The sequence below is a fragment of the Bradyrhizobium manausense genome (assembly GCF_001440035.1).
Lineage (GTDB): Bacteria > Pseudomonadota > Alphaproteobacteria > Rhizobiales > Xanthobacteraceae > Bradyrhizobium > Bradyrhizobium manausense.
Window position 1 is genome coordinate 626259 of sequence record NZ_LJYG01000112.1, and the last position, 20354, is coordinate 646612.

A 20354-nucleotide genomic window follows, 5' to 3' on the forward strand; every position below is an offset into this window, starting at 1 on the left:
ATGTCCGTCACCCACGATACGCGCATTCAGATCCGCAGCCCCGCCTCCTCGGCGCAGCGGCAGGCCGCACGCGGCTGGCCCGATCTCAACAATCCCGCAGCCTGGATCGTGGCGGTGATCCTGCTGATCATGCCGCTGATCGCCAACGGCTTCTTCCTGATCGAGATCTTTGCGACCACGCTGATGCTCGGCACCATCGCGCTCAGCCTGATGTTCCTCGCCGGCTACGGCGGCATGGTCAGCCTGATGCAGCTCACCATCGCGGGCTTTGCCGCCTACATGGTCGCGGTGTTCGGCACCAGCGACAACGCCAATATCAGCCTGGGCTGGCCGTGGTGGCTGGCGGTGCCGACGGCGCTGACGCTCGCGACCATCTTCGGCACGTTCGGCGGCGCGCTCGCGGTGCGGACCGAGGGCATCTACACAATCATGATCACGCTGGCGATCGGTGCCGCGTTCTACTACTTCACCAACCAGAACTGGGCGATCTTCAACGGTCATACCGGCATCAACAACGTCGCGACGCCGCATTTCTGGGGCGTCAACTGGCGGTCGGACATTCCGTTCTACTACGTCGTGCTCGCGATCGCCGCACTCTGCTATTTCGGGGTCGACTACATCTCCCGCGCGCCGTTCGGCCTGGCGCTCCAGGGCGTGCGCGACAATCCGCGCCGCATGGCCGCGCTCGGCTTCAACGTCAATGCGCACCGCGTCGCCGCCTACGCGGTCGCTTCGTTCATTGCGGGCCTCGCCGGCGTGCTCCAGGTCTGGAACTACCGCCAGATCTCGCCGGGCTCGGTCAGCGTCGGCGCCTGCATCGATATTCTGATCATCGCCATTGTCGGCGGCATCACCCGCCCGATCGGTCCTTATATCGGCGCCCTGGTGTTCGTGCTGCTACGCACCTTTGCGCTCGACTTCCTGGTCAAGATCGGGCTCGACGGCAACCGCTTCCGGCTGCTGATCGGGCTCGGCTTCCTTGCCATCGTGTTCTGGTCGTCGGATGGCGTGATCGGCCTGTGGCAGCGCTGGCGGAGGAGCCAGCGTCCGCAGTCGGATCGCCCGAACGGAGGGCGCGGCCATGGATAGCGTCGCCCGGCGCCTCTCCGCGGTCGGAGCCGGTGCAGCGCTGGAGCTGCGCGGCGTGACGCGGCTGTTCGGCGCACTGGCGGCGCTGACCGACGTCACCATCACCGTGCGCCCCGGCGAGCGGCGCGCCGTGCTCGGCTCCAACGGCGCCGGCAAGACCACGCTGTTCAACTGCATCACCGGCGACTTCCCGCCGACCTCAGGCACGATCCGCTTCTTCGGCGAGGACGTCACGCACTTCCCGCCCTATGAGCGCATCCGCCGCGGGCTCAGGCGCACCTACCAGATCTCCGCGCTATTCCCCGGCCTCACCGTGCAGGACAATGTCTACCTCGCCTGTCGCGGCGTCTCGCGGGGACGCTTCTCGTTCCTGAGGCCCGGCCAGAACGATGCGCTGATGCATGCGGCCGACAATCTGGTGCAGGCAGTGCATTTGAGCGCGGTTAGGGATCAGCGCGTCGCCGAGCTCGCGCACGGCCAGCAGCGCCAGCTCGAGATCGCCCTGGCGCTCGCAGGCGCCCCCCGCTTCGTGCTGTTCGACGAGCCCGCCGCCGGCCTGTCGCCGACCGAGCGGGCCGAGCTGGTGGAGATCCTGACCTCACTGCCCGCGCATATCGGCTACATCATCATCGAGCACGACATGGACGTTGCGCTGCGCGTCGTCGAGAGCGTGACGATGATGCACAATGGCCGCATCTTCAAGGAAGGCGTGCCGGAGGAGATCCAGTCCGATCCCGAGGTGCAGGAGCTTTATCTCGGAGGCGGCCATGAGTGAGGCCCGCCGCAGTGCCGCCGCTCTCGAGGTCCGTGGCCTCGATGTCTACTACGGTCATTCGCACGCGCTACAGGGTGTCGACCTCACGCTCGACGCCGGCGTGTTTTCCGTGGTCGGCCGCAACGGCATGGGCAAGACCACGCTGTGCAAGGCGATCATGGGGCTTGTGCCGGTCAGCGGCGGCTCGATCCGGGTTCGCGGCGAAGATATCACGCGGCGGCCGCCGGCGAACATCGCGCGGCTCGGGGTCGGCTACGTGCCGCAGGGCCGCCGGCTGTGGCGCTCGCTCAGCGTCGACGAGCATCTGCGGCTCGCCGGCGGCATCCGCTCCGGCGCCTGGACGGTCGAGCGCATCTACGACACCTTTCCGCGGCTTGCCGAACGCCGGGATCACGGCGGCGGCCAGCTCTCAGGCGGCGAGCAGCAGATGCTGGCGATCTCGCGCGCGCTGCTGACCAATCCGCAATTGCTGATCATGGACGAGCCGACCGAAGGGCTTGCGCCCGTCATCGTCGCCCAGGTCGAGGAGATGCTGCTGCAGCTCGGCGAGGACGGCGACATGTCCGTGCTCGTGATCGAGCAGAACATCGGCGTCGCCACCGCGATCTCGCGCAACGTCGCGATCATGGTCAACGGCCGCATCAACCGCATCATCGACTCTGCGCGGCTGTCCGCCGACCGCGCGTTGCAGCAGCGCCTGCTCGGTGTCGGACTGCATGCCGAGCTGGAGCCCGACATCGACGTGCCTTCTGCGGGCGACGAAGCAAAGCCTGTCGCTCAGCCCGCACGCACCAGCGGCCCGATGCGCATCTACATTTCCAATCCGACGCCGCCGACGCGCTGGTCACAGCCGGTCCCGATCGCTCGCATCGAAGCCGCCGCGCGCACGCTGTCGACGCAAGTCGCGCGTCTTGATGAGACCGCGAGGCGCAAGCGTGAGCCGATAACGGCGCAGACCTCGGGTCCGCCGGTCGTTCTGGTCGTCGGCACGCTCGACACCAAGGGCACCGAGCTACGTTTCATCCGCGACGTCATTGGCGAGAGCGGGCTGCGCACGCGGCTCGTCGACGTCTCCACCACCGGCAAGCACGCGACCTGCGACGTCTCCGCGCAGGAGATCGCGCTGAACCATGGCCGCGGCGGCTCGGCCGTGTTCGGCCCGGACCGCGGCGCCGCTGTCACCGCGATGGCGGACGCGTTCGCCAAGTGGATCAAGCGCCAGGGCAATATCGCCGGCGTGATCTCGGCCGGCGGTTCGGGCGCCGCATCGCTGGTCGCCCCCGCCATGCGTACCCTCCCCGTCGGCGTGCCAAAACTGATCATCTCCTCGGTCGCCTCGGGCGATGTCGCGCCTTACGTGGGTCCCGCCGACATCACCATGATGTATTCGGTCACCGACGTGCAGGGCCTCAATTCGATCTCGCGCGCGGTGCTTTCGAACGGCGCCAATGCCATCGTCGGCATGGTCAAGGCCCGCCTCGACCAGCGCGAAGCCAAGGAGCGCGCCGCGAGTGCCGGCTTGCCCTCGATCGGCATCACCATGTTCGGCGTCACGACACCAGCGGTGCAGAAGATCGCGGCCGATCTCTCTGGCGATTTCGAATGCCTCGTCTTCCACGCCACCGGCGTCGGCGGTCTATCGATGGAGAAGCTGGTCGATTCCGGCCAGCTCGCCGGCGTGATCGATCTCACCACCACCGAGATCTGCGACCTCTTGATGGGCGGCGTGTTTCCGGCGACGGAAGATCGTTTCGGCGCCATCGTCCGCACCCGCCTGCCCTATGTCGGCTCGGTCGGCGCGCTCGACATGGTCAATTTCGGCGCACCCGACACCATCCCCGAGCGCTATCGCGGCCGCAAATTCCACGTCCACAATCCGCAGGTGACCTTGATGCGCACGACAGCGGACGAGAACGAGCGCATGGGCCGCTGGATCGGCGAACGGCTGAACCAGATGGACGGGCCGGTGCGCTTCTTCCTGCCCGAGGGCGGCGTCTCCGCGCTGGATGCGCGTGGCCAGCCGTTCTGGGACCCCGCGGCCGACGCTGCCTTGTTCCGCACGCTGGAACGCACGGTGCGTGCGACCGGCAACCGGCAACTCATCCGCGTCAAGCAGAACATCAACGATCCCGAGTTCGCCTCGACCATCGTGAGCGCGTTCCGAACCCTGTTCGGACGCGCCGGGGCGCGCCGGAGAGCAGCGAGGTGACCGATGGCCCGGTTTGAACGCGCAGCACTCCTGAAGCGATTTCGCGACATGGCGAAGCGCGGCGAGCCGATCGTCGGCGGCGGCGCCGGCACCGGCCTTTCGGCCAAATGCGAGGAAGCCGGCGGCGTCGATCTCATCGTGATCTACAATTCCGGCCGCTATCGCATGGCCGGCCGCGGCTCGCTTGCCGGGCTGATGCCCTATGGCGACGCCAACGCGATCGTGGTCGAAATGGCCGGCGAAGTGCTGCCGATCGTCAGCAAGACGCCGGTGCTCGCGGGCGTGAACGGCACCGATCCATTCCGCGACATGGATGTGTTCCTCGACCAGCTCAAGGCACTCGGCTTTGCCGGCGTGCAGAATTTTCCAACCGTCGGACTGATCGACGGCCTCTTCCGCGCCAACCTCGAAGAGACCGGCATGTCCTACGCGCTGGAGATCGACATGATTGCGAAGGCGCGCGAGAAGGATTTGCTGACGACGCCCTACGTCTTCAGCGAGAAGGAAGCCGCCGCGATGGCGATCGCCGGCGCCGATATCATCGTCTGCCACATGGGCCTCACGACCGGCGGCACGATCGGCGCGCAGACCGCGCCCAAGCTGAACGACTGCCCGGCACGCATCGACACCTGGGCATCGGCGGCGCTCAGCGTCAACCCGGACATTCTGGTGCTCGCCCATGGCGGCCCGATCGCGGATCCCGCGGATGCCGATTTCATCATGAAGAACACCCGCTACTGCCACGGCTTCTACGGCGCCTCCTCGATGGAGCGGCTGCCGGTGGAGCGGGCATTGACGGAACAGGTCCGCAAATTCAAGGCGATCGGCGCGCCGTAACGCCTTACAAGATCGAGGGAGGGAAACATGTCAGGGATCCTGGTCGGCGAGCTCATCCTCTGGCTGATCGTCGCCATCATCGTGATCGTGGTTGGCGTCTACATCGTCAATTGGCTCTACCACCGCTCTTCCAAGGAGGTGTCGTTCGTCCGCACCGGCTTCCTCGGCGAGCGCGTGGTGATCAACGGCGGTGCCTTCGTGCTGCCGTTCATTCACGACTACACGCCCGTCAACATGAACGTGCTGCCGATGGGCATCGTGCGCTCGCGCCAGGACGCCGTGATCACCCGTGATCGCATGCGCGTCGACATCGAGGCAGATTTCTATGTGCGGGTGCAGCCGACCCGCGAGGCCGTCTCGATTGCCGCCGCCACGCTCGGCCGCCGCACCATGGAGCCGGGGCAGCTCCATACATTGCTGGCCGGCAAGTTCATCTCGGCCATCCGCTCGGTTGCCTCGGAAATGACCATGGAGGAGATGCACGAGCGCCGCGGCGACTATGTCGCGCGGGTCAAGACCAACGCGGCCGAGGCCCTTGCCCTCAACGGCCTCGAGATCGAGTCCGTCGCCATCACCGATCTCGACCAGACCGATCTCGAATTCTTCAACCCGTCGAACCGCTTCGACGCCGAAGGTCTGACCCGCCTGATGGAGGACATCGAGGCAAGGCGCAAGCTGCGCAACGACATCGAGCAGGACTCGATGATCAAGATCCGCGCCCGCAATCTGGAGGCCGAGCGGCAGGCGCTGGAAATCGAACGCGAGAGCGAGACCGCGCGGCTCGAGCAGGAGCGCGACATCGAGATGCGCCGGGCGCTCCAGCGCACCGAAGTCGCCCGCGAACGCGCACTGCGCGAGACCGAGGCCGAGCAGGCCCAGATCTCGGCGCGCGAGGCCATCGAGCGCTCGCGCATCGCCAACGAGCAGGCGATCGCGGAGGCCCGCATCGCCTCCGAGCGCGAGACCCGCCAGAAGGAGATCGAGCGCACCCGGACCATCGAGGAGAAGGAGCTGCTGGCGCGCGAGGAGATCGAGAAGACCCGCATCGCCAACCAACGCTCGATCGATACGACGCGGATTGCCAGCGAACGCGAGGTCCGCCAGCGCGAGATCGAGCGGATGCGCACGGTCGAGGAGGCCGAGATCGCAGCCCGCGAGGCGATCGAGAAGGCCCGCATCCAGCAGGACCGCGTCGTCACCGACGCCCGCATCGCCAATGAGGAGGAGACAAGGCGCCGCGAGATCGAGCGCACCCGCGCCGTCGACGAGGCCGAGATTGCCGCCCGCGAGGCCACTGAGAAGGCGCGCATCGCGCAGACGCTGATCGTCAATGTCGAACGCATCTCCTCCGACGAACGCACCCGCGCGCTGGAGATCCAGCAGGTCCGCACCATCCAGGAGGCCGAGATCGAGGCGCAGCGTGCGGTGGAAGCCGCCCGCATCGCCCGCGAACGGACGCTCGCCGCGGAACGGATCGCCGCCGAGCAGAACACGCGACAGCTCGAAATCGAGCGCAACCAGACCCTCGAAGTCGCCGGCATCGCGGCACGCGAGGCCACCGAGGCCTCGCGCATCGCCCAGGAAGAGCGCGTCCGTTCGCTGGAGATCGCGCGCAACCGCGCCGTCGAAGAAGCCGATATCGCCTCCCGCGAGGCGATCGAGGCGGCGCGCATCGCCCAGGAGAAGGCGGTGGCGGCCGAACGCATCCAGGCCGAGCGCGACACGCGTTCGCTGGAGATCGAACGAACCGGCATTCTGGAGGCCGCCGAGCTGAAGCGGCGCGATGCCATCGAACGCCAGCGCATCACGGTCGACCTCGCGCTCGAGGCCGAGCGGATCAACTCGTCCAAGAAGCGCGAGGTGCTCAACATCGAGCAGAAGAAGGCGATCGAGATCGCCGACGAGGACCGCGTCATCGCCCTCTCCGCCAAGAAATCGGAACGGATCGATGCGGATCGCCAGGTCCGCCAGGCCGAGATCGTCGCTCGCAGGGACGTCGAGACTACAGACGTCTCGCGCGAGCAGGCGTTGGAAGCCGCCCGCCTCGAACGTCGCCGCGCCATCGAGCAGCTCGAGGTCGCCCGCGTCCAGTCACTGCAGGAGGCCGAAATCTCATCCCGCGAGGAAGTGGAGCGCGCGCGCATCGCCTCCGATCGCGGCCTCGACGAGGCCCGCATCGGCCGCGAGCGCGAACTGCGCAAGCTCGAAGTCAATCGCGAGAAGGAGGTCGAGACCGTCTTGATGGAGAAGGCGATCGCCATTCATCAGAAATCGCTCGAAGAATCCGCCGCCCGCGCCGCGGCCGAAGAGGCCCGCATGCGGGCTACCGAGGCCGCCGAGCGCGTGGTTACGGCGCGCGAGAGCGAGATCGCAAAACGCCGCAAGACGGTCGAGGTGCTGCTCGCGGAGAAGCAGGCCGAGGAAACCCGCATAGCCGCGGATGCCGAACGTGTCCGCGCCGCCGTCGAGGCTGAGGCGCAGCGGATGCTCAACGAAGCCGAGAACGTGCTGACGGACCAGGCGCGCTACTCGCTGTTCCGCCGCAAGCTGCTCGACAAGATCGAGGGCATCGTGCGCGAGAGCGTCAAGCCGATGGAGAAGATCGAGGGCATCCGCATCCTCCAGGTCGACGGCCTCAACGGCAACGGCCACGGCGGCAATGGCGGCCGCAGCGCCACCGACGAGGTGATCGACTCGGCACTGCGCTACCGCGTGCAGGCGCCGCTGATCGACTCCATCCTGTCCGACATCGGCGTCGAGGGCGGCAGCCTCGCCAAGATGCCGGGCCTGATCCGCGAGGCCCGCGACATGCAGGGCATCAAGGATTCCGCGCGCAAGGGCGGTGGCGACAAGCAGGCCAGCGCCCCGCCCGCGGCCGAGGGCGGCGAGCCGCCCGCCGAGCGCGGTCCGCGGAAGAAGAGCTGAGGTCCCACCCATGCCCCGCGTCTACGTCTCCACCGTCGTCAATGCGCGCAACGACCGCGTCTGGGCGCGCGTGCGCGATTTCAACGGCCTGCCGAACTGGCATCCCGCGATCGCCGAAAGCCGGATCGAGGGCGGCGAGCCCGCCGACAAGATCGGATGTGTGCGCGACTTTCGCCTGCGCAACGGCGACCGCATCCGCGAGAAGCTGCTCGGCCTCTCCGACTACGACATGTTCTGCACCTATTCGATCCTGGAATCGCCGATGGGCGTCGAGAACTATGTCGCGACCTTGCGGCTGACGCCCGTCACCGATGGCGACCAGACTTTTGTGGAATGGACCGCCGAGTTCGACTGCGCCCCGGAGCGCGAGACCGAGCTTGTCGGCGACATCGGCGGCGGTGTGTTCCAGGGCGGGTTCGATGCGCTGAAGCGTGTGTTCGGAGGCTGATATCAGTGCCGCATATCGTCAAAAGCACCATCCTGGACGCGCCCACCGATGCAGCGTGGGCACTGCTGCGCGATTTCAACGGGCACGATCGCTGGCATCCGGCGGTCGCGACGTCTTCGATCGAACGCGCGAATTCGTCCGACAAGATCGGCTGCATCAGACGGTTCAAGCTGCAGGACGGCGCCGAGCTGCGCGAGCAATTGCTGGCGCTGTCCGACCTCGAACAAAGCTTCAGCTACTGCCTGCTCGATACCCCGATCCCGATGTTCAACTACGTCGCCCATGTCCGCCTGCTGCCTGTCACTGACGGCGACCGCACCTTCTGGCACTGGGAGTCGCGCTTCACGACCAGGCCGGAAGACCGCGACCGCATCACCCACATGGTCGCCGAAGACATTTACCAGGCCGGGTTCGATGCAATCCGCCGGCACCTGAAGGAGGCCGCCTAGATGGCCGTGACAGTGAAGACTTTTGCCAGCGCCAGCGAGGCGGCCGGGGCGCTGTCCTCGGACCGCAGCGCCCGCTATCTCGGCGGCGGCACGCTGGTGATGCGGGCGCTGAACGAGGGCGATGTCTCGATCTCGACGGTGGTCCGCGCCCAGGATCAGGCACTGACGCGGATCGACGCGTCCGGCCCGCGCATCACGTTGGGCGCCGGCGTCACCTTCGCTCGTGTCCTCGCCGAGCGCGACCTCGGCTTCCTGCACGCCCCGGCCAGATCGATCGGTGGCCCAGCGGTGCGCAACATGGGAACGGTCGGCGGCAATCTTTTTGCGCCGAACCCCTATGGCGATTTCACCGTCGCGCTGCTGGCGCTCGATGCGACCGTAGCCGTCGCGGGCGGCTTTGGCTCGCGCGACATTCCGATCGAGGAATTTTTGCAGGCGCGCGACCGACAGGCGGGGGCATTGGTCCTCTCGATCTCCTGCACCCGGCCAGCAAGCACCGAGGCGTTCCGCTATCGCAAGATTGCGCGCATCAAGCCGAAGGGTGGCTCGGTCATCACGCTGGCCGCGCATCTGCCGATCTCGGGCGGCCGTATCGCAGGCGCCCGGATCGCACTCGGCTCGATGGCGCCGACGCAGATCCGCGCCCGCGCCGCCGAGCGTGCGCTGGACGGACGTTCGCTGGATGCCGCGACCATCGCCGCTGCCGCATCGGCCGTCACCGAGGGAACATCACCATCCGACAATGCGCTCGGCAGCGCCTGGTATCGCCGCGAGATCGTCGGCGTGCATCTGCGCCGCCTGCTGTCGGGACAGGAATAGAGCCCCATGTCCAAGATCCCGCTTCAATTTCGTCACAACGGCCGCGACGTCGCCATCTTCGTCGACGGCGGAACCAATCTGCTGGTGGCACTGCGCGAGCTGATCGGCGACATGACGCCGAAATTCGGCTGCGGCCAGGGCGGCTGCGGCACTTGCAGCGTGCTGATCGACGGCGAACTCCACCTCTCCTGCCTGACGCTGGCGGAAACGGTCGCTGGCCGCGCCGTCGAAACGCTCGACGGCATGAAGCAGGGTCCGAACCTGCATCCGCTGCAGCGCGCCTTTGCCGACAATTTCGCCGCGCAGTGCGGTTATTGCACGCCGGGCATGCTGATGGCCGCCAAGGCCTTGCTCGACCGCAATCCCTCACCGAGCCGCGACGAGGTCATCGAGGCCATCTCCGGCAACATCTGCCGCTGCACCGGCTATGAGCCGATCATCAATGCCATCCTCGCCGCCGCCGGCGGCCGGGTCAGCGCGTAAGGGAACGCGACCATGCTGGAACTGCGCAAGGACATCTTCGCCGACGAGCGCGACGATAATTTAAAGGAAATCGGCAAGGGCACGCAGCGGCAGGACATGCTCGGACATGTCACGGGCACGTCGAGCTATTTCAACGATCACAAGCTTCAGGGCATGTTGCATCTGAAGGTCGTGCGGTCGACGCAGGCGCATGCACGCATTCGCCGCATCGACACGACGGAGGCTGAGCGCTCGGCCGGCGTGCGCCGGATCATCAGGGGCGCCGATGTGCCGGTCAATCTGAACACGCTGCTCAGCCTGATCAATTTCGGCAAGGACGACGAGCCCTCGCTGGCGGTCGATAAGGTCCGCTACAAGGGCGAGCCTGTTATCGCCATCGTCGCCGACAGCGAGCGCGAGGCCTTTGAGGCGATCGCGAAAGTCAGGATCGACTACGAGCCGCTGCCGGCGGTGTTCGACGTCGAGGACGCGCTGAAGCCCGGCGCACCTGTCGTCAACGAAACCTATCCCAAAAACACCTTCACCTATCACGAGACCTACGATCACCAGCGGCTGCGCTTCGGCGATGCCGATGCGGCGCTGGGGACCGCCGATCATGTGCTGGAACAACGTTACCAGATGTCGCCGATCGAGCACGCGCCGACCGAGACCAACGGCGCGATCGCTGCGCCCGACACCAACGGTCGCTATATCGTCTATACCTCGACCCAGGCGCTGTTCTTTTCGGTCGATACCTGCGCCAAGATTCTGAACGTGCCGTCCAACACCTTCCATTTCATCGGCGGCACCGTCGGCGGCGGCTTTGGCGGCAAGGTCGACACGCTGACCGAGCCGCTTGCCATCCTCGGCGCCATGCTGACCGGAAAGCCCGTGCGCTACGTGTTCGGGCGCGAGGAGGAGATGCAATATGGCCCGCCGCGCGGCGCCGAGCGCATCTACATCAAGGACGGCGTGATGCGCGACGGCCGCATCGTCGCGCGCAAGATCCGCGCCTATTTCGACAGCGGCGCCTATACCCGCCTCTCCAGCTACGCCGCGGTGAAATGCGCCGCGCATCTGCCGGGCCCCTACACCATCCCGAATGTCTATGGTGACGTCTATTGCGTCTTCACCAACCGCACGCCGGCGACCGCCATGCGCGGCTTCGGCGTCACCGCAATGGATTTTGCCATCGAGTGCCAGATGGACAAGCTGGCGCACCTCATCAACATGGATCCGATGGAGTTCCGGATCCTCAACGCCTATCGCGACGGCGACATGAAGGCGCACCGGCGCGAGGCCAAGAACACGGCGCTGATCGAATGCGTGCAGGTCGCGGCTGAAAAGGCCAAATGGCCGCTGCGCGAGGAGTTCAGGCGGGCATCCTCGCGCAAGGACGGCGGCGGCAGCCGCGCCATGATCCCGCCGACACCGGCAGACTCACGCGTACGGCCAGCGGCTCCGGTGCAGCAGCGCACCAGCTACGACCGGCTGCCACCGACCGTCACCCGCGAACCGCCGCGCGATCCGCCTCCGCCGGCTCCGACGCCGCCTTCGCCGCCGCCCGCCGCGCCCTCGCATGGCGCGACCCGCTTCTCCTCAGTCTTCGGCACCAGGAGGCGCTAGATGACCCGGCATCGCGGACGGGGCATGGCCTCGATCAACTATCCCATCGGCATGAATCTCGGCGGCGATCCCAGCCAGGCGCTGGTGCATTCCAATCCGAGCGGCAAGTTCACGGTCGCGCTGTCCTCGATCGACCTCGGACAGGGCATGAAATCGGTGACGCGGCAAATCTGTGCGGAGACGCTGGGCGTACCGGTGGAGGACGTCTATGTCGACACGGCCGACTCGGACACCGGCCCGCATTGCATGGGCTCCTTCGCCTCGCGCGGAACGCATCGCGTCGGCAATGCGGTGATGGCAGCCGCCCGCGAAGCCCGTGGCGTGATGATGGAAGCCGCCGCCGAGGAGCTGGAGGTCAACGCCGCCGACCTCGATACCGACGGGCGCGGCAACATCCACGTCAAGGGCGCGCCGCACCGTTCGATCTCGACCAAGGACGTCGCAATCGCGGCCCAGTTCAAGCAGGGCAAGACCATTTCCGGCCGCGGAATTTTTCTCGTGCCGCTCTCCGAAGTGAATCCGGAGACCGGCGAGATGTCGCCCGCGACCTGCTACGCGCATGCCTGTCTTGTCGCCGAGGTGGAGGTCGACGACGAGACCGGCGAGGTCGCCATGGTGCGAATGGACTCGGCCTATGAGCTCGGCCGCGCGCTCAATCCGCGGCTGGTCGAGCAGCAGCTCGTCGGCGGCGCCTGGATGGGCGTCAGCCACGCGCTGTATGAGACGCCCGAGCCGTATTATCCCGAGCCGGTGCATGGCCCGCGCGACTTCGTCGAATATCTGATGCCCGGGCCCGGCGACATCTGCCCGCACGATATCGCCGTGCTGGAGCGCCCCGCCCCGGACGGTCCGTACGGCGCCAAGGGGCCCGGCGAGATGTGCGCGAACCCGGTGCTGCCGGCAGTCGCCAACGCAATCTTCAACGCGGTCGGCGTGCGCATCGACGACCTGCCGATCACGCCGGAAAAGGTGCTGCGCGCGATCAAAGCCCAGGGCGGCGCGCGGCCGCAGGCGCGGCGCTAGAGGTTTTGGCTCATGCCGGTCCGCAGCAACATCGTCGGCATCGACAGCCCGGAGGCGCTGGAGAAAGCGCTGCGCGCTGCCTATTACCTCGCCGACGAAGGCCTTGCGACCGCGGCCTATCTGGGCCTTGCGCTCGGCAAGCCGTTGCTGCTCGAGGGCGCGCCGGGTGTCGGCAAAACGGAGGCCGCAAAGGCCATCGCAGCCGTGCTCGGCCGCCGTCTGATCCGCCTGCAATGCTACGAGGGCATCGACGCCTCCGCTGCACTCTACGAGTGGAACTATCCGCGCCAGATGCTTGCGATCCGCCAGGCCGGCGACGAGAGCATCGACATCTACGGCGAGACATTCCTGATCGAGCGGCCGATGCTGGCGGCTTTGCGAGCCCCGGACTCGACTGTGCTGCTGATCGACGAAGTCGACCGCGCCGACCAGGAGTTCGAGGCTTTCCTGCTGGAATTCCTCTCCGACTTCCAGATCTCGATCCCCGAGCGCGGCACCGTGCGTGCTGCCGAACGCCCCGTCGTCGTCCTGACATCGAACCGGACGCGCGACCTGCACGAAGCGTTGCGCCGCCGCTGCGTCTATCACTGGATCGACTATCCCAACGAAGCGCGCGAGGCCCGCATCGTGATGCTGCGCGCCTCCAGCGTCGCCGAAGCGACCGCGCGGGCCGTCGTCGCGGCGGTCGGCAAGCTCCGGCGCGAGCCGCTGAGCAAGGCGCCTGGCATCGCCGAGGCCGTGGATTGGGCCGAGGCCGCAACGCTGCTGCACAAGGGCGGTGCGCGCTGGCCCGATGCGTTCAAGCGATCGATTGGCGTCGCGCTGAAGGACGAGGAGGATCTGCACTTCATCTCGCCCCGGCTCGACGCCATGCTCGCGGAGGCGACCGCATGAGCACCGAGCCCCGACTGCCGCGCGCCGCCCGCATCTTCGTCTCCTTCGTCGCATTGCTGCGTGCCAACGCCTTTGCCGTCGCGCCGGAACAAACCACCGCGTTCCTCACCGCGATCGAGCTGCTCGGCCCGCGCGACCTCGGCGATATCAGGCAGGCAGCACTCGCCACCCTCGCCCCGCCGCCCGAACGCCGCACGACGTTCGACCGCCTGTTCGACCTTCACTTCCGCGGCGGTGAGGCGATCGAGCATGCCGATGACGGCGAGGACGACGAGACCGTGCGGCTCCAGGAGGAAGGACGCGGCGACGAGGAGCCGCTGCGCTCCGACGACGCCAACGAATCCGGCCTGACTGCAACGCGCACCGAGGCGCTGGTCCAGCGACGCTTCGCGCAGCTCTCCACTACGGATGCGCTCCGCCGGCTGTCCCGCGAAGCGCCAAGGCGCCTGCCCAGGCGGCGTGGCCACCGCCGCATGCGCGCGCGCCGCGGGCCGTTTGCCGATCTTCGCCGTACCTTGCGCGACTCCGTCCGCAGCGACGGCGAGATCCTGCGGCTCGGGCATATGAAGCGGCGCCAGCGGCCGCGAAAATTCCTGCTGCTGATTGACGTCTCCGGTTCGATGAAGAGCCGCACCGAAGAGAACATGAAGCTGGCGCATGCGCTGGTGCAGGCCGCGCCCAATGTCGAGGTCTTCACCTTCGGCACCCGGCTGACCCGCGTCACCCGCGCGCTGCGGCTGAAGCGCCGCGAGCAGGCGCTGAGCGCGGCCGCGCATCTCGTCAGCGATTGGGATGGCGGCACCCGCATTGGCGATGCGCTCCAAGCCTTCCTAGCGGTGCCCCGCTTCGGCAGCTATGCGCGCGGGGCGGCCGTGGTCGTCATATCGGACGGGCTGGAGCGCGGCGAGCCCGATGCGTTGCGTGATGCGGTGGCAAAGCTGTCGCGGCGGGCCTGGCGCGTGAGCTGGCTGACGCCACTGGCGACCGGACCCGGCTTTCGGCCGCAGACCGAGGCGCTCGTTGCCATCGAGCGCTTTGTCGATGATCTCGTCGACGGTGGATCGAGCGCGTCGATCGTCGCGCATGTCCTGGCCTTGGGACGAAGGAGAGTGGCGTGAGCGAGATTGTCGACGGCCATCATCATATCTGGCGGCAGGCCGATCTGCCCTGGCTGGTCGGCCCGATGCAGCCGCGCATCTTCGGACCTTACGAGGCGATCCGGCGCGATTATCCGATCGAGGAATATCTCGACGACCTCAAGGACACCGGCGTGACCCGCTCGGTCTATGTCCAGACCAATTGGGCCAATGACCGTTTCGAAGACGAGGCGGCCTGGGTGCAGCGGACCGCCGATGAGCACGGCTGGCCGCACGCCATCGTCGCTTATGCGAATTTCGCCGTGGACGATGTCCGTCCGCAGCTTGACCGCCTCAAGCGCTATTCCCTGGTGCGCGGCGTGCGCATGCAGCTGCATTGGCACGAAAATCCGCTCTATCGCTTCGCGGCCAAGCCCGATCTCTGCATCGATCCCGTGGTCCGCCGCAACGTCGCGCGTCTCGCCGGTTATGGCTGGAGCTTCGATCTGCAGGTTTTCACGCCGCAGATGCCGGATGCCGCGCATCTCGCCGACTCCTGCCCCAAGGTGACCTTCATCCTCCAGCATGCCGGCATGCTCGAAGACCTTTCGCCAGCGGGCCGCGCCGCCTGGCGCGCCGGCATGGCCCGGCTCGCCGCATGTCCGAATGTCGTCTCGAAGCTCTCCGGCCTCGGCACCTTCATCCATCGCAACGACCCCGCGCATATCGCCGCCGTCGTCGCCGACACCGTCGCGATCTTCGGCGCCGAGCGCTGCCTGTTCGGCTCGAATTTCCCGATCGAGAAATTGTGGACCAGCTATCGCGAGCTCGTTGAGACCTTTCGCGCGGCGGCCGCGCCGCTGAGCGCCGAGCAACGGGATGCAATCTTCCGAGCTACGGCGACACGCGTCTATCGACTTTGAACGACAAGAAAGAACACAAGGAGGGCAACGAATGGCGCTGGAGATCAAGATCCTGGACTACGGCGATATCGAGCTGGAATCGAGCTTCCTGGTGCTCGGTCGCGATTGCGGCCGCACCCGCCGCGTCCTCACGCTGGGCTTTCTGATCCTCGGCGGCAAATATCCTGTCGTGGTCGACACCGGCTATCGCTCCAACCAGATCATGGAGACACTGGGCATGCGCGGCTTGCAGTACCACGAACACATGATCGAGAACCAGCTCGCCCGCCACGGCGTGCGCATGGGCGACGTCCGTTTCGTCTGCCACACCCATCTGCACATCGATCATGCCGGCAAGGACGATCTGTTCCCGATGAACACGACCGTCGTGCTCAACCGCAAGGAGCTGGAATATTCCGTCTCCGGCCTGATGCACCCGCAATATCCGGCGCCCGACATCAAGCACCTGATCGACCGTCTGCACACCAAGAGCGCGCTGCGCTTCCTCGACTTGGAGATCACCGGCCCGATCGAGCTGATGCCCGGCGTCTATTGCGACGCCGCCAATGCCCATACCGAGGGCTCGATGAACATCATCGTCGAGACCGCCGACGGCATTGCCACCATCTGCGGCGACGTGATCTACGATTTCAACGACCAGATCGTCACGCCCTTCCACGAGATCCACGACTGGGAGCCGCGCACCACCGGCAACCACGGCACCAGCAAACGTGCGGAGAAGGCCGCGATCAAGAAGCTGCTCAGCAATTCGCGCTACCTGCTGCCGGTGCACGACCGCCCCGCCAAGATCGAAGGCGGCAATGTCGTGGGCCGGCTGCACGACCAGGTCCCCGGACCGATCGTGCAGTCCCTGCCCGCGCGCAACTGGTTTCCCGCCTAGCATGATGTGAGGGCCGACCGATGACACATGTCACCCTGCGCTCCGAATTCGAGACGCTGATCGATCCCTACGCGCCCGTTGCGCAAGTCGGCACAGGCTTTGAGTTCACGGAAGGACCGATCTGGCATCCGGTCGATCATTACCTGTTGTTCTCGGACATGCCGGGCGACGTGCGCCGGCGCTGGGATGCGCGGCGCGGCGTCGTCGAGGTCAAGCGTCCGTCGAACAAGTGCAACGGCATGACCTACGATGCCGAGCTCAATTTGATCGTCTGCGAGCACGCGACCTCCTCGCTGATCCGCGAACGGCCGGACGGGCGGCGCGAGGTGCTGGCCTCGCACTTTGGCGGGCAGGAGCTCAACAGCCCGAACGATGTCTGCGTCCACTCCTCAGGCGCAATCTATTTCTCGGACCCCTGGTATGGCCGCATGCCGGTCTATGGGGTCGAGCGGCCGCGCCAGCTCGGCTTCCAGGGCGTCTATCGCGTGGTGCCCGGCGGCGAGCCGAAGCTGGTGGTCGACAGAACCTTGTTCGACCAGCCGAACGGCTTGTGCTTCTCGCCCGATGAAAGACTGCTCTATGTCAACGACACGGTGCAGGCGCTGATCCGAGTGTTCGACGTCAACGCCGACGGCACGCTGGCGAATGCGCGCGTGTTCGCCAGCGGCATCCGCTCCGAGCTCGAGGCTGGTGTGCCCGATGGCATGAAATGCGATCAGCACGGCAATGTCTGGGTCACCGCGCCCGGCGGCGTCTGGGTCTACTCGCCGCGCGGCGAGTTGCTCGGAAAAGTCCGCGTGCCGGAGCTGGTCGCCAACCTCGCATGGGGTGGGTCGGATTTCCGCACGCTGTACCTGACCGCGACGCATTCGGTCTATGCCATCCCGACCAGGACCGGACCGCGCCACGAGCCCTATATGAGCGGACGGCGCAGCAGCGGTGGTACGAGCACGGGGCCCGCGGCAGCGGCGCCGATCCTCGCCGATGGCGAGTTGCGGCTCGATCCGAACCGCTGCGCCATGATCATCCAGGATCTGCAGAACGACGTGATCATGGATGGCGGCGCCTTCGCCGACTCCGGTGCGCCAGGCCATGCCAAGCAACAGCACGTGGTGGAGAACGTCCGGCGCCTGGCAGAGACCGCGCGGGCGCGCGGCGTCGCCATCATTCATGTCTGGTTCGTGGTCGAAGCAGGCGCGCCCGGCGTGACGCTGAACGCGCCGCTGTTCGAGGGCCTGGTCGACAGCAAGGCCATGGTGCGCGGCAGCTGGGGCGCCGCGCCGGTGTCAGGCCTCGAGCCGCGGCCCGGCGATTTCGTGGTCGAGAAGATGCGCATGAGCGCCTGGGAAGGCACCAAGCTGGAGACGATCCTGAAAGCCACCGGCCGCGACATGATCATCAATACCGGGGCCTGGACCAACATGTCGGTCGAGCACACCGCGCGCACCGGCGCCGACAAGGGCTACTTCATGATCGTGCCGGAGGACTGCTGCTCGACCATGAATGCCGACTGGCACTCGGCGTCGATCAATTTTGCCATGCAGAACGTCGCCGTGGTCACGCGCGCGGATGCCGTCATCAGAGCGCTGGGATGAGCGGTGGCGAAGCTTCTGCATCTCTCCTGCTCGCCGCGCCCCGACTCCGAGTCCAGTGCCGGTGCAGGCGTGTTCCTTGACGGCTTTCGCCAGGCGCGCCCCGATTGGGACATCGACGTCGCCGACCTCTGGCGCGAGCGGATGCCGGAATTTGCAGGTCCCATCGTCGAGGCCAAATATGCGCGCATGAACGCGCAGGCCTTCAACGATGCTCAGCGCAACAGCTTTGCCGAAGCCGAGCGGATGGCCCTGCGCTTCGCGCTGGCCGATCGCGTGCTGATCTCGACGCCGATGTGGAACTTCGGCATCCCCTACAAGCTGAAGCAGTGGTTCGACATCATCATCCAGCCCGGCCTGACGTTCCGCTTCGATCCCGCGCAAGGATACCTTCCGCTGCTGAAGGACCGGCCGACCATTGTCATCCTCGCCTCGGGCAGCGATTTCGCGACCGGCATGAACCGCGGTCGCATCGACATGGCGACACCCTATTTGCGCGAAGCGCTCCGCTTCATCGGTGTCAGCGACGTGCGCTTCGTGCCGATCGGCCCAACCGCAGGTCCGACTGAACCGATCCGCGCCGCCCGCGAGTCTGCGCATCGCCGCCTCGCCGAGATGGCGAAGCGGTTCTGAGCCGCATTGTCAGCTGCATCGCCCGGTGCCATGACTCATGGCCATCACTCTCCGTCCGGCGCGATCACGCCTTTGGAGAAGATGAAGCAGCCGTAGAAGCGCCGCTCGCCGGTGGCGATGACGCAATAGGCCGTCTTGGCCTTCTCATAGAAGGCGTGACGCTCGACCCCGACCAGCGGCCAGGAACGTCCCTCGGCGCGGTCGATCACGGCCTGCACTTCGCGCTGCACCGGCGGCACCTCCTGCGGCTGGCCGACGATCTCCATCCGCATGGCCGCGTCGTCCACGAACGTATCGAGCGGCAGCACCGAGAGAATGGCTTCGACCGCCTTTGCGGTGCTGACATTGTCGATGCGAAGCAGTTCGCCGAATGCGGTCTGGCGCGCGATCGAGTCGGCCGGGAAATTGGTATCGCACACGACCAGACGATCCCCGTGCCCCATGGCACGCAAGGCATAGAGCACGTCGGCATTGAGCAGCGGGTTGATGCCCTTGAGCATGTTGTATCGTTCCCTCTCTCGGAATTGCCCGGACTCTGTTGGTCCGGCTGTCCATCTATATCACCCCCAATCGACTTCTCCAGTCGCTATAAGCAGGCGTCCCGCGGATCGACCTTCGCCCCACTCCGCAATCCAGCGACTTGAGCCATGCCCTCGGTGATCGGGCCTGAGTTCTGGCCGTCACATCCCCCAGCGAAGGGCCGCGGTATGCACCGGCGCGTCCCACAATTCCTTTGACTGGTCATCGAGCACCGAGACCGTGATCGATGCGCCAGCCATGTCGAGGGACGTCACGTAGGAGCCGGTCAGGAAACGCGTCGCCGTGATGCCGGCGCCATCCAGGATGCGCTTGGCACTGTTGACCATCAGATAGAGCTCGATCAGCGGCGTTGCGCCGAACCCGTTGACCAGAAGCAGGACTTCGCTGCCCTTGCTCGGCGCGAGATCATCCAGGATCGCGCCAACCATGTCGGCTGCAATCGCATCGGCGGAGGTCAGCGGCACCCTGCGGCGGCCCGGTTCGCCATGGATGCCAACCCCCATCTCCATTTCGTTGTCAGCCAGGGTGAAATTCGGCCGCCCCGCCGCAGGAACGGTGCACGGCAACAGCGCCACGCCCATCGAGCGGGTGCGCCTGTTGACATCATCGCCGAGCGCCTTGAGCGCGGCGAGCGGCATGCCCTTTTCGGCCGCAGCGCCGACCATCTTTTCCACGATCAGCGTGCCTGCAACGCCGCGACGCCCGGTGGTGTAGGTCGATTTTTCGACCGCGACATCGTCATTGGTCACGATGCTCGCGACCTCGCGGCCCGCCATCTCGGCGGCCATGGTGAAATTCATCACATCGCCTTCGTAATTCTTGACGATGAAGAGCACGCCTGCCCCGGTATCGACGGCCTCGGCCGCCTCGATCATCTGATCCGGCGTCGGCGAGGTGAAGACCTGGCCCGGACAGGCGGCATCGAGCATGCCATGACCGACAAAGCCGGCATGAAGCGGTTCATGGCCGGAGCCGCCGCCCGAGATCAGCGCGACCTTGCCCGGCTTCGGATTGCGGCGGCGCACGAACTTCCTGTCAGCACCGAGCTGCAGGATATCGGCATGCGCGGCCGCGAGCCCATCGAGACTCTCTTCGAGCACCGTGTCGGCGCTGTTGATCAACTTTTTCATGGCGTCCTCCCGGTTATCTCTTGC

19 protein-coding genes are annotated in these 20354 nt (G+C 66.5%); 17 read left to right on the top strand and 2 right to left on the bottom strand.

The window, feature by feature from the left end:
• The 17 genes from AOQ71_RS39510 to AOQ71_RS39590 are packed head-to-tail and all read left to right on the top strand — an operon-like array spanning position 1 to position 18660.
• Positions 1-1089, top strand: coding sequence for a branched-chain amino acid ABC transporter permease (locus AOQ71_RS39510; protein ID WP_057758763.1), 1089 nt, complete (start codon positions 1-3; stop codon positions 1087-1089).
• On the top strand, positions 1082-1864 hold the full coding sequence (locus tag AOQ71_RS39515; RefSeq protein ID WP_057758765.1) for an ABC transporter ATP-binding protein: 783 nt from the start codon (positions 1082-1084) through the stop codon (positions 1862-1864). The genes AOQ71_RS39510 and AOQ71_RS39515 overlap by 8 nt, the downstream gene beginning before the upstream one ends.
• Positions 1857-4073: an ABC transporter permease gene (locus AOQ71_RS39520; protein ID WP_057758767.1), complete on the top strand. Its 2217-nt coding sequence runs from the start codon at positions 1857-1859 to the stop codon at positions 4071-4073. The genes AOQ71_RS39515 and AOQ71_RS39520 overlap by 8 nt, the downstream gene beginning before the upstream one ends.
• A gap of 3 nt (positions 4074-4076) precedes the next feature.
• Positions 4077-4910 (top strand): phosphoenolpyruvate hydrolase family protein, encoded by an 834-nt coding sequence (locus AOQ71_RS39525; protein WP_057758769.1) that lies wholly within the window; start codon positions 4077-4079, stop codon positions 4908-4910.
• Positions 4911-4937: 27 nt separating this feature from the next.
• Entirely contained in the window at positions 4938-7835 is a 2898-nt protein-coding gene (locus tag AOQ71_RS39530; protein ID WP_057758771.1) for a flotillin family protein, read from the top strand.
• Between the two features lie 10 nt (positions 7836-7845).
• Entirely contained in the window at positions 7846-8283 is a 438-nt protein-coding gene (locus AOQ71_RS39535) for an SRPBCC family protein (protein WP_057758773.1), read from the top strand.
• A 5-nt stretch (positions 8284-8288) separates the two neighbouring features.
• Positions 8289-8732, top strand: a complete 444-nt coding sequence (locus AOQ71_RS39540; RefSeq protein ID WP_057758775.1) for an SRPBCC family protein — start codon at positions 8289-8291, stop codon at positions 8730-8732.
• Positions 8733-9551, top strand: coding sequence for an FAD binding domain-containing protein (locus tag AOQ71_RS39545; protein WP_057758777.1), 819 nt, complete (start codon positions 8733-8735; stop codon positions 9549-9551).
• 6 nt (positions 9552-9557) lie between these two features.
• Positions 9558-10034: a (2Fe-2S)-binding protein gene (locus AOQ71_RS39550; RefSeq protein WP_057758780.1), complete on the top strand. Its 477-nt coding sequence runs from the start codon at positions 9558-9560 to the stop codon at positions 10032-10034.
• A 12-nt stretch (positions 10035-10046) separates the two neighbouring features.
• Positions 10047-11639, top strand: coding sequence for a xanthine dehydrogenase family protein molybdopterin-binding subunit (locus AOQ71_RS39555; protein WP_057758782.1), 1593 nt, complete (start codon positions 10047-10049; stop codon positions 11637-11639).
• Entirely contained in the window at positions 11640-12662 is a 1023-nt protein-coding gene (locus AOQ71_RS39560; protein ID WP_057758785.1) for a xanthine dehydrogenase family protein molybdopterin-binding subunit, read from the top strand. It abuts the gene before it with no gap.
• Positions 12663-12674: 12 nt separating this feature from the next.
• Complete coding sequence (locus AOQ71_RS39565) at positions 12675-13556, top strand: AAA family ATPase (protein ID WP_057758787.1); 882 nt, start codon at positions 12675-12677, stop codon at positions 13554-13556.
• Positions 13553-14674, top strand: a complete 1122-nt coding sequence (locus AOQ71_RS39570) for a vWA domain-containing protein (protein WP_057758788.1) — start codon at positions 13553-13555, stop codon at positions 14672-14674. Before AOQ71_RS39565 ends, AOQ71_RS39570 begins: the two co-directional genes overlap by 4 nt.
• Positions 14671-15555, top strand: coding sequence for an amidohydrolase family protein (locus tag AOQ71_RS39575; RefSeq protein WP_057758790.1), 885 nt, complete (start codon positions 14671-14673; stop codon positions 15553-15555). The genes AOQ71_RS39570 and AOQ71_RS39575 overlap by 4 nt, the downstream gene beginning before the upstream one ends.
• A gap of 31 nt (positions 15556-15586) precedes the next feature.
• Positions 15587-16435, top strand: a complete 849-nt coding sequence (locus AOQ71_RS39580) for an MBL fold metallo-hydrolase (protein ID WP_057758792.1) — start codon at positions 15587-15589, stop codon at positions 16433-16435.
• 20 nt (positions 16436-16455) lie between these two features.
• A complete protein-coding gene (locus tag AOQ71_RS39585) occupies positions 16456-18030 on the top strand; it encodes an isochorismatase family protein (protein ID WP_057758794.1) in 1575 nt (524 codons plus the stop codon).
• 3 nt (positions 18031-18033) lie between these two features.
• Complete coding sequence (locus AOQ71_RS39590; RefSeq protein WP_057758796.1) at positions 18034-18660, top strand: FMN-dependent NADH-azoreductase; 627 nt, start codon at positions 18034-18036, stop codon at positions 18658-18660.
• A gap of 44 nt (positions 18661-18704) precedes the next feature.
• On the opposite strand, the gene AOQ71_RS39595 is transcribed toward AOQ71_RS39590, so the two are convergent.
• On the bottom strand, positions 18705-19160 hold the full coding sequence (locus AOQ71_RS39595; protein WP_057758798.1) for an RbsD/FucU family protein: 456 nt from the start codon (positions 19158-19160) through the stop codon (positions 18705-18707).
• Between the two features lie 180 nt (positions 19161-19340).
• A complete protein-coding gene (dhaK, locus tag AOQ71_RS39600) occupies positions 19341-20330 on the bottom strand; it encodes a dihydroxyacetone kinase subunit DhaK (RefSeq protein WP_057758800.1) in 990 nt (329 codons plus the stop codon).
• Positions 20331-20354 lie beyond the last annotated feature (24 nt).

What these genes read in the sequence shown, in the direction of transcription:
- AOQ71_RS39510 (WP_057758763.1), top strand. Translation starts at nt 1, where the DNA reads ATGTCCGTCACCCACGATACGCGCATTCAGATCCGCAGCCCCGCCTCC.
- AOQ71_RS39515 (WP_057758765.1), top strand. Translation starts at nt 1,082, where the DNA reads ATGGATAGCGTCGCCCGGCGCCTCTCCGCGGTCGGAGCCGGTGCAGCG.
- AOQ71_RS39520 (WP_057758767.1), top strand. Translation starts at nt 1,857, where the DNA reads ATGAGTGAGGCCCGCCGCAGTGCCGCCGCTCTCGAGGTCCGTGGCCTC.
- AOQ71_RS39525 (WP_057758769.1), top strand. Translation starts at nt 4,077, where the DNA reads ATGGCCCGGTTTGAACGCGCAGCACTCCTGAAGCGATTTCGCGACATG.
- AOQ71_RS39530 (WP_057758771.1), top strand. Translation starts at nt 4,938, where the DNA reads ATGTCAGGGATCCTGGTCGGCGAGCTCATCCTCTGGCTGATCGTCGCC.
- AOQ71_RS39535 (WP_057758773.1), top strand. Translation starts at nt 7,846, where the DNA reads ATGCCCCGCGTCTACGTCTCCACCGTCGTCAATGCGCGCAACGACCGC.
- AOQ71_RS39545 (WP_057758777.1), top strand. Translation starts at nt 8,733, where the DNA reads ATGGCCGTGACAGTGAAGACTTTTGCCAGCGCCAGCGAGGCGGCCGGG.
- AOQ71_RS39550 (WP_057758780.1), top strand. Translation starts at nt 9,558, where the DNA reads ATGTCCAAGATCCCGCTTCAATTTCGTCACAACGGCCGCGACGTCGCC.
- AOQ71_RS39555 (WP_057758782.1), top strand. Translation starts at nt 10,047, where the DNA reads ATGCTGGAACTGCGCAAGGACATCTTCGCCGACGAGCGCGACGATAAT.
- AOQ71_RS39560 (WP_057758785.1), top strand. Translation starts at nt 11,640, where the DNA reads ATGACCCGGCATCGCGGACGGGGCATGGCCTCGATCAACTATCCCATC.
- AOQ71_RS39565 (WP_057758787.1), top strand. Translation starts at nt 12,675, where the DNA reads ATGCCGGTCCGCAGCAACATCGTCGGCATCGACAGCCCGGAGGCGCTG.
- AOQ71_RS39570 (WP_057758788.1), top strand. Translation starts at nt 13,553, where the DNA reads ATGAGCACCGAGCCCCGACTGCCGCGCGCCGCCCGCATCTTCGTCTCC.
- AOQ71_RS39580 (WP_057758792.1), top strand. Translation starts at nt 15,587, where the DNA reads ATGGCGCTGGAGATCAAGATCCTGGACTACGGCGATATCGAGCTGGAA.
- AOQ71_RS39585 (WP_057758794.1), top strand. Translation starts at nt 16,456, where the DNA reads ATGACACATGTCACCCTGCGCTCCGAATTCGAGACGCTGATCGATCCC.
- AOQ71_RS39595 (WP_057758798.1), bottom strand. Translation starts at nt 19,160, where the DNA reads ATGCTCAAGGGCATCAACCCGCTGCTCAATGCCGACGTGCTCTATGCC.
- dhaK (WP_057758800.1), bottom strand. Translation starts at nt 20,330, where the DNA reads ATGAAAAAGTTGATCAACAGCGCCGACACGGTGCTCGAAGAGAGTCTC.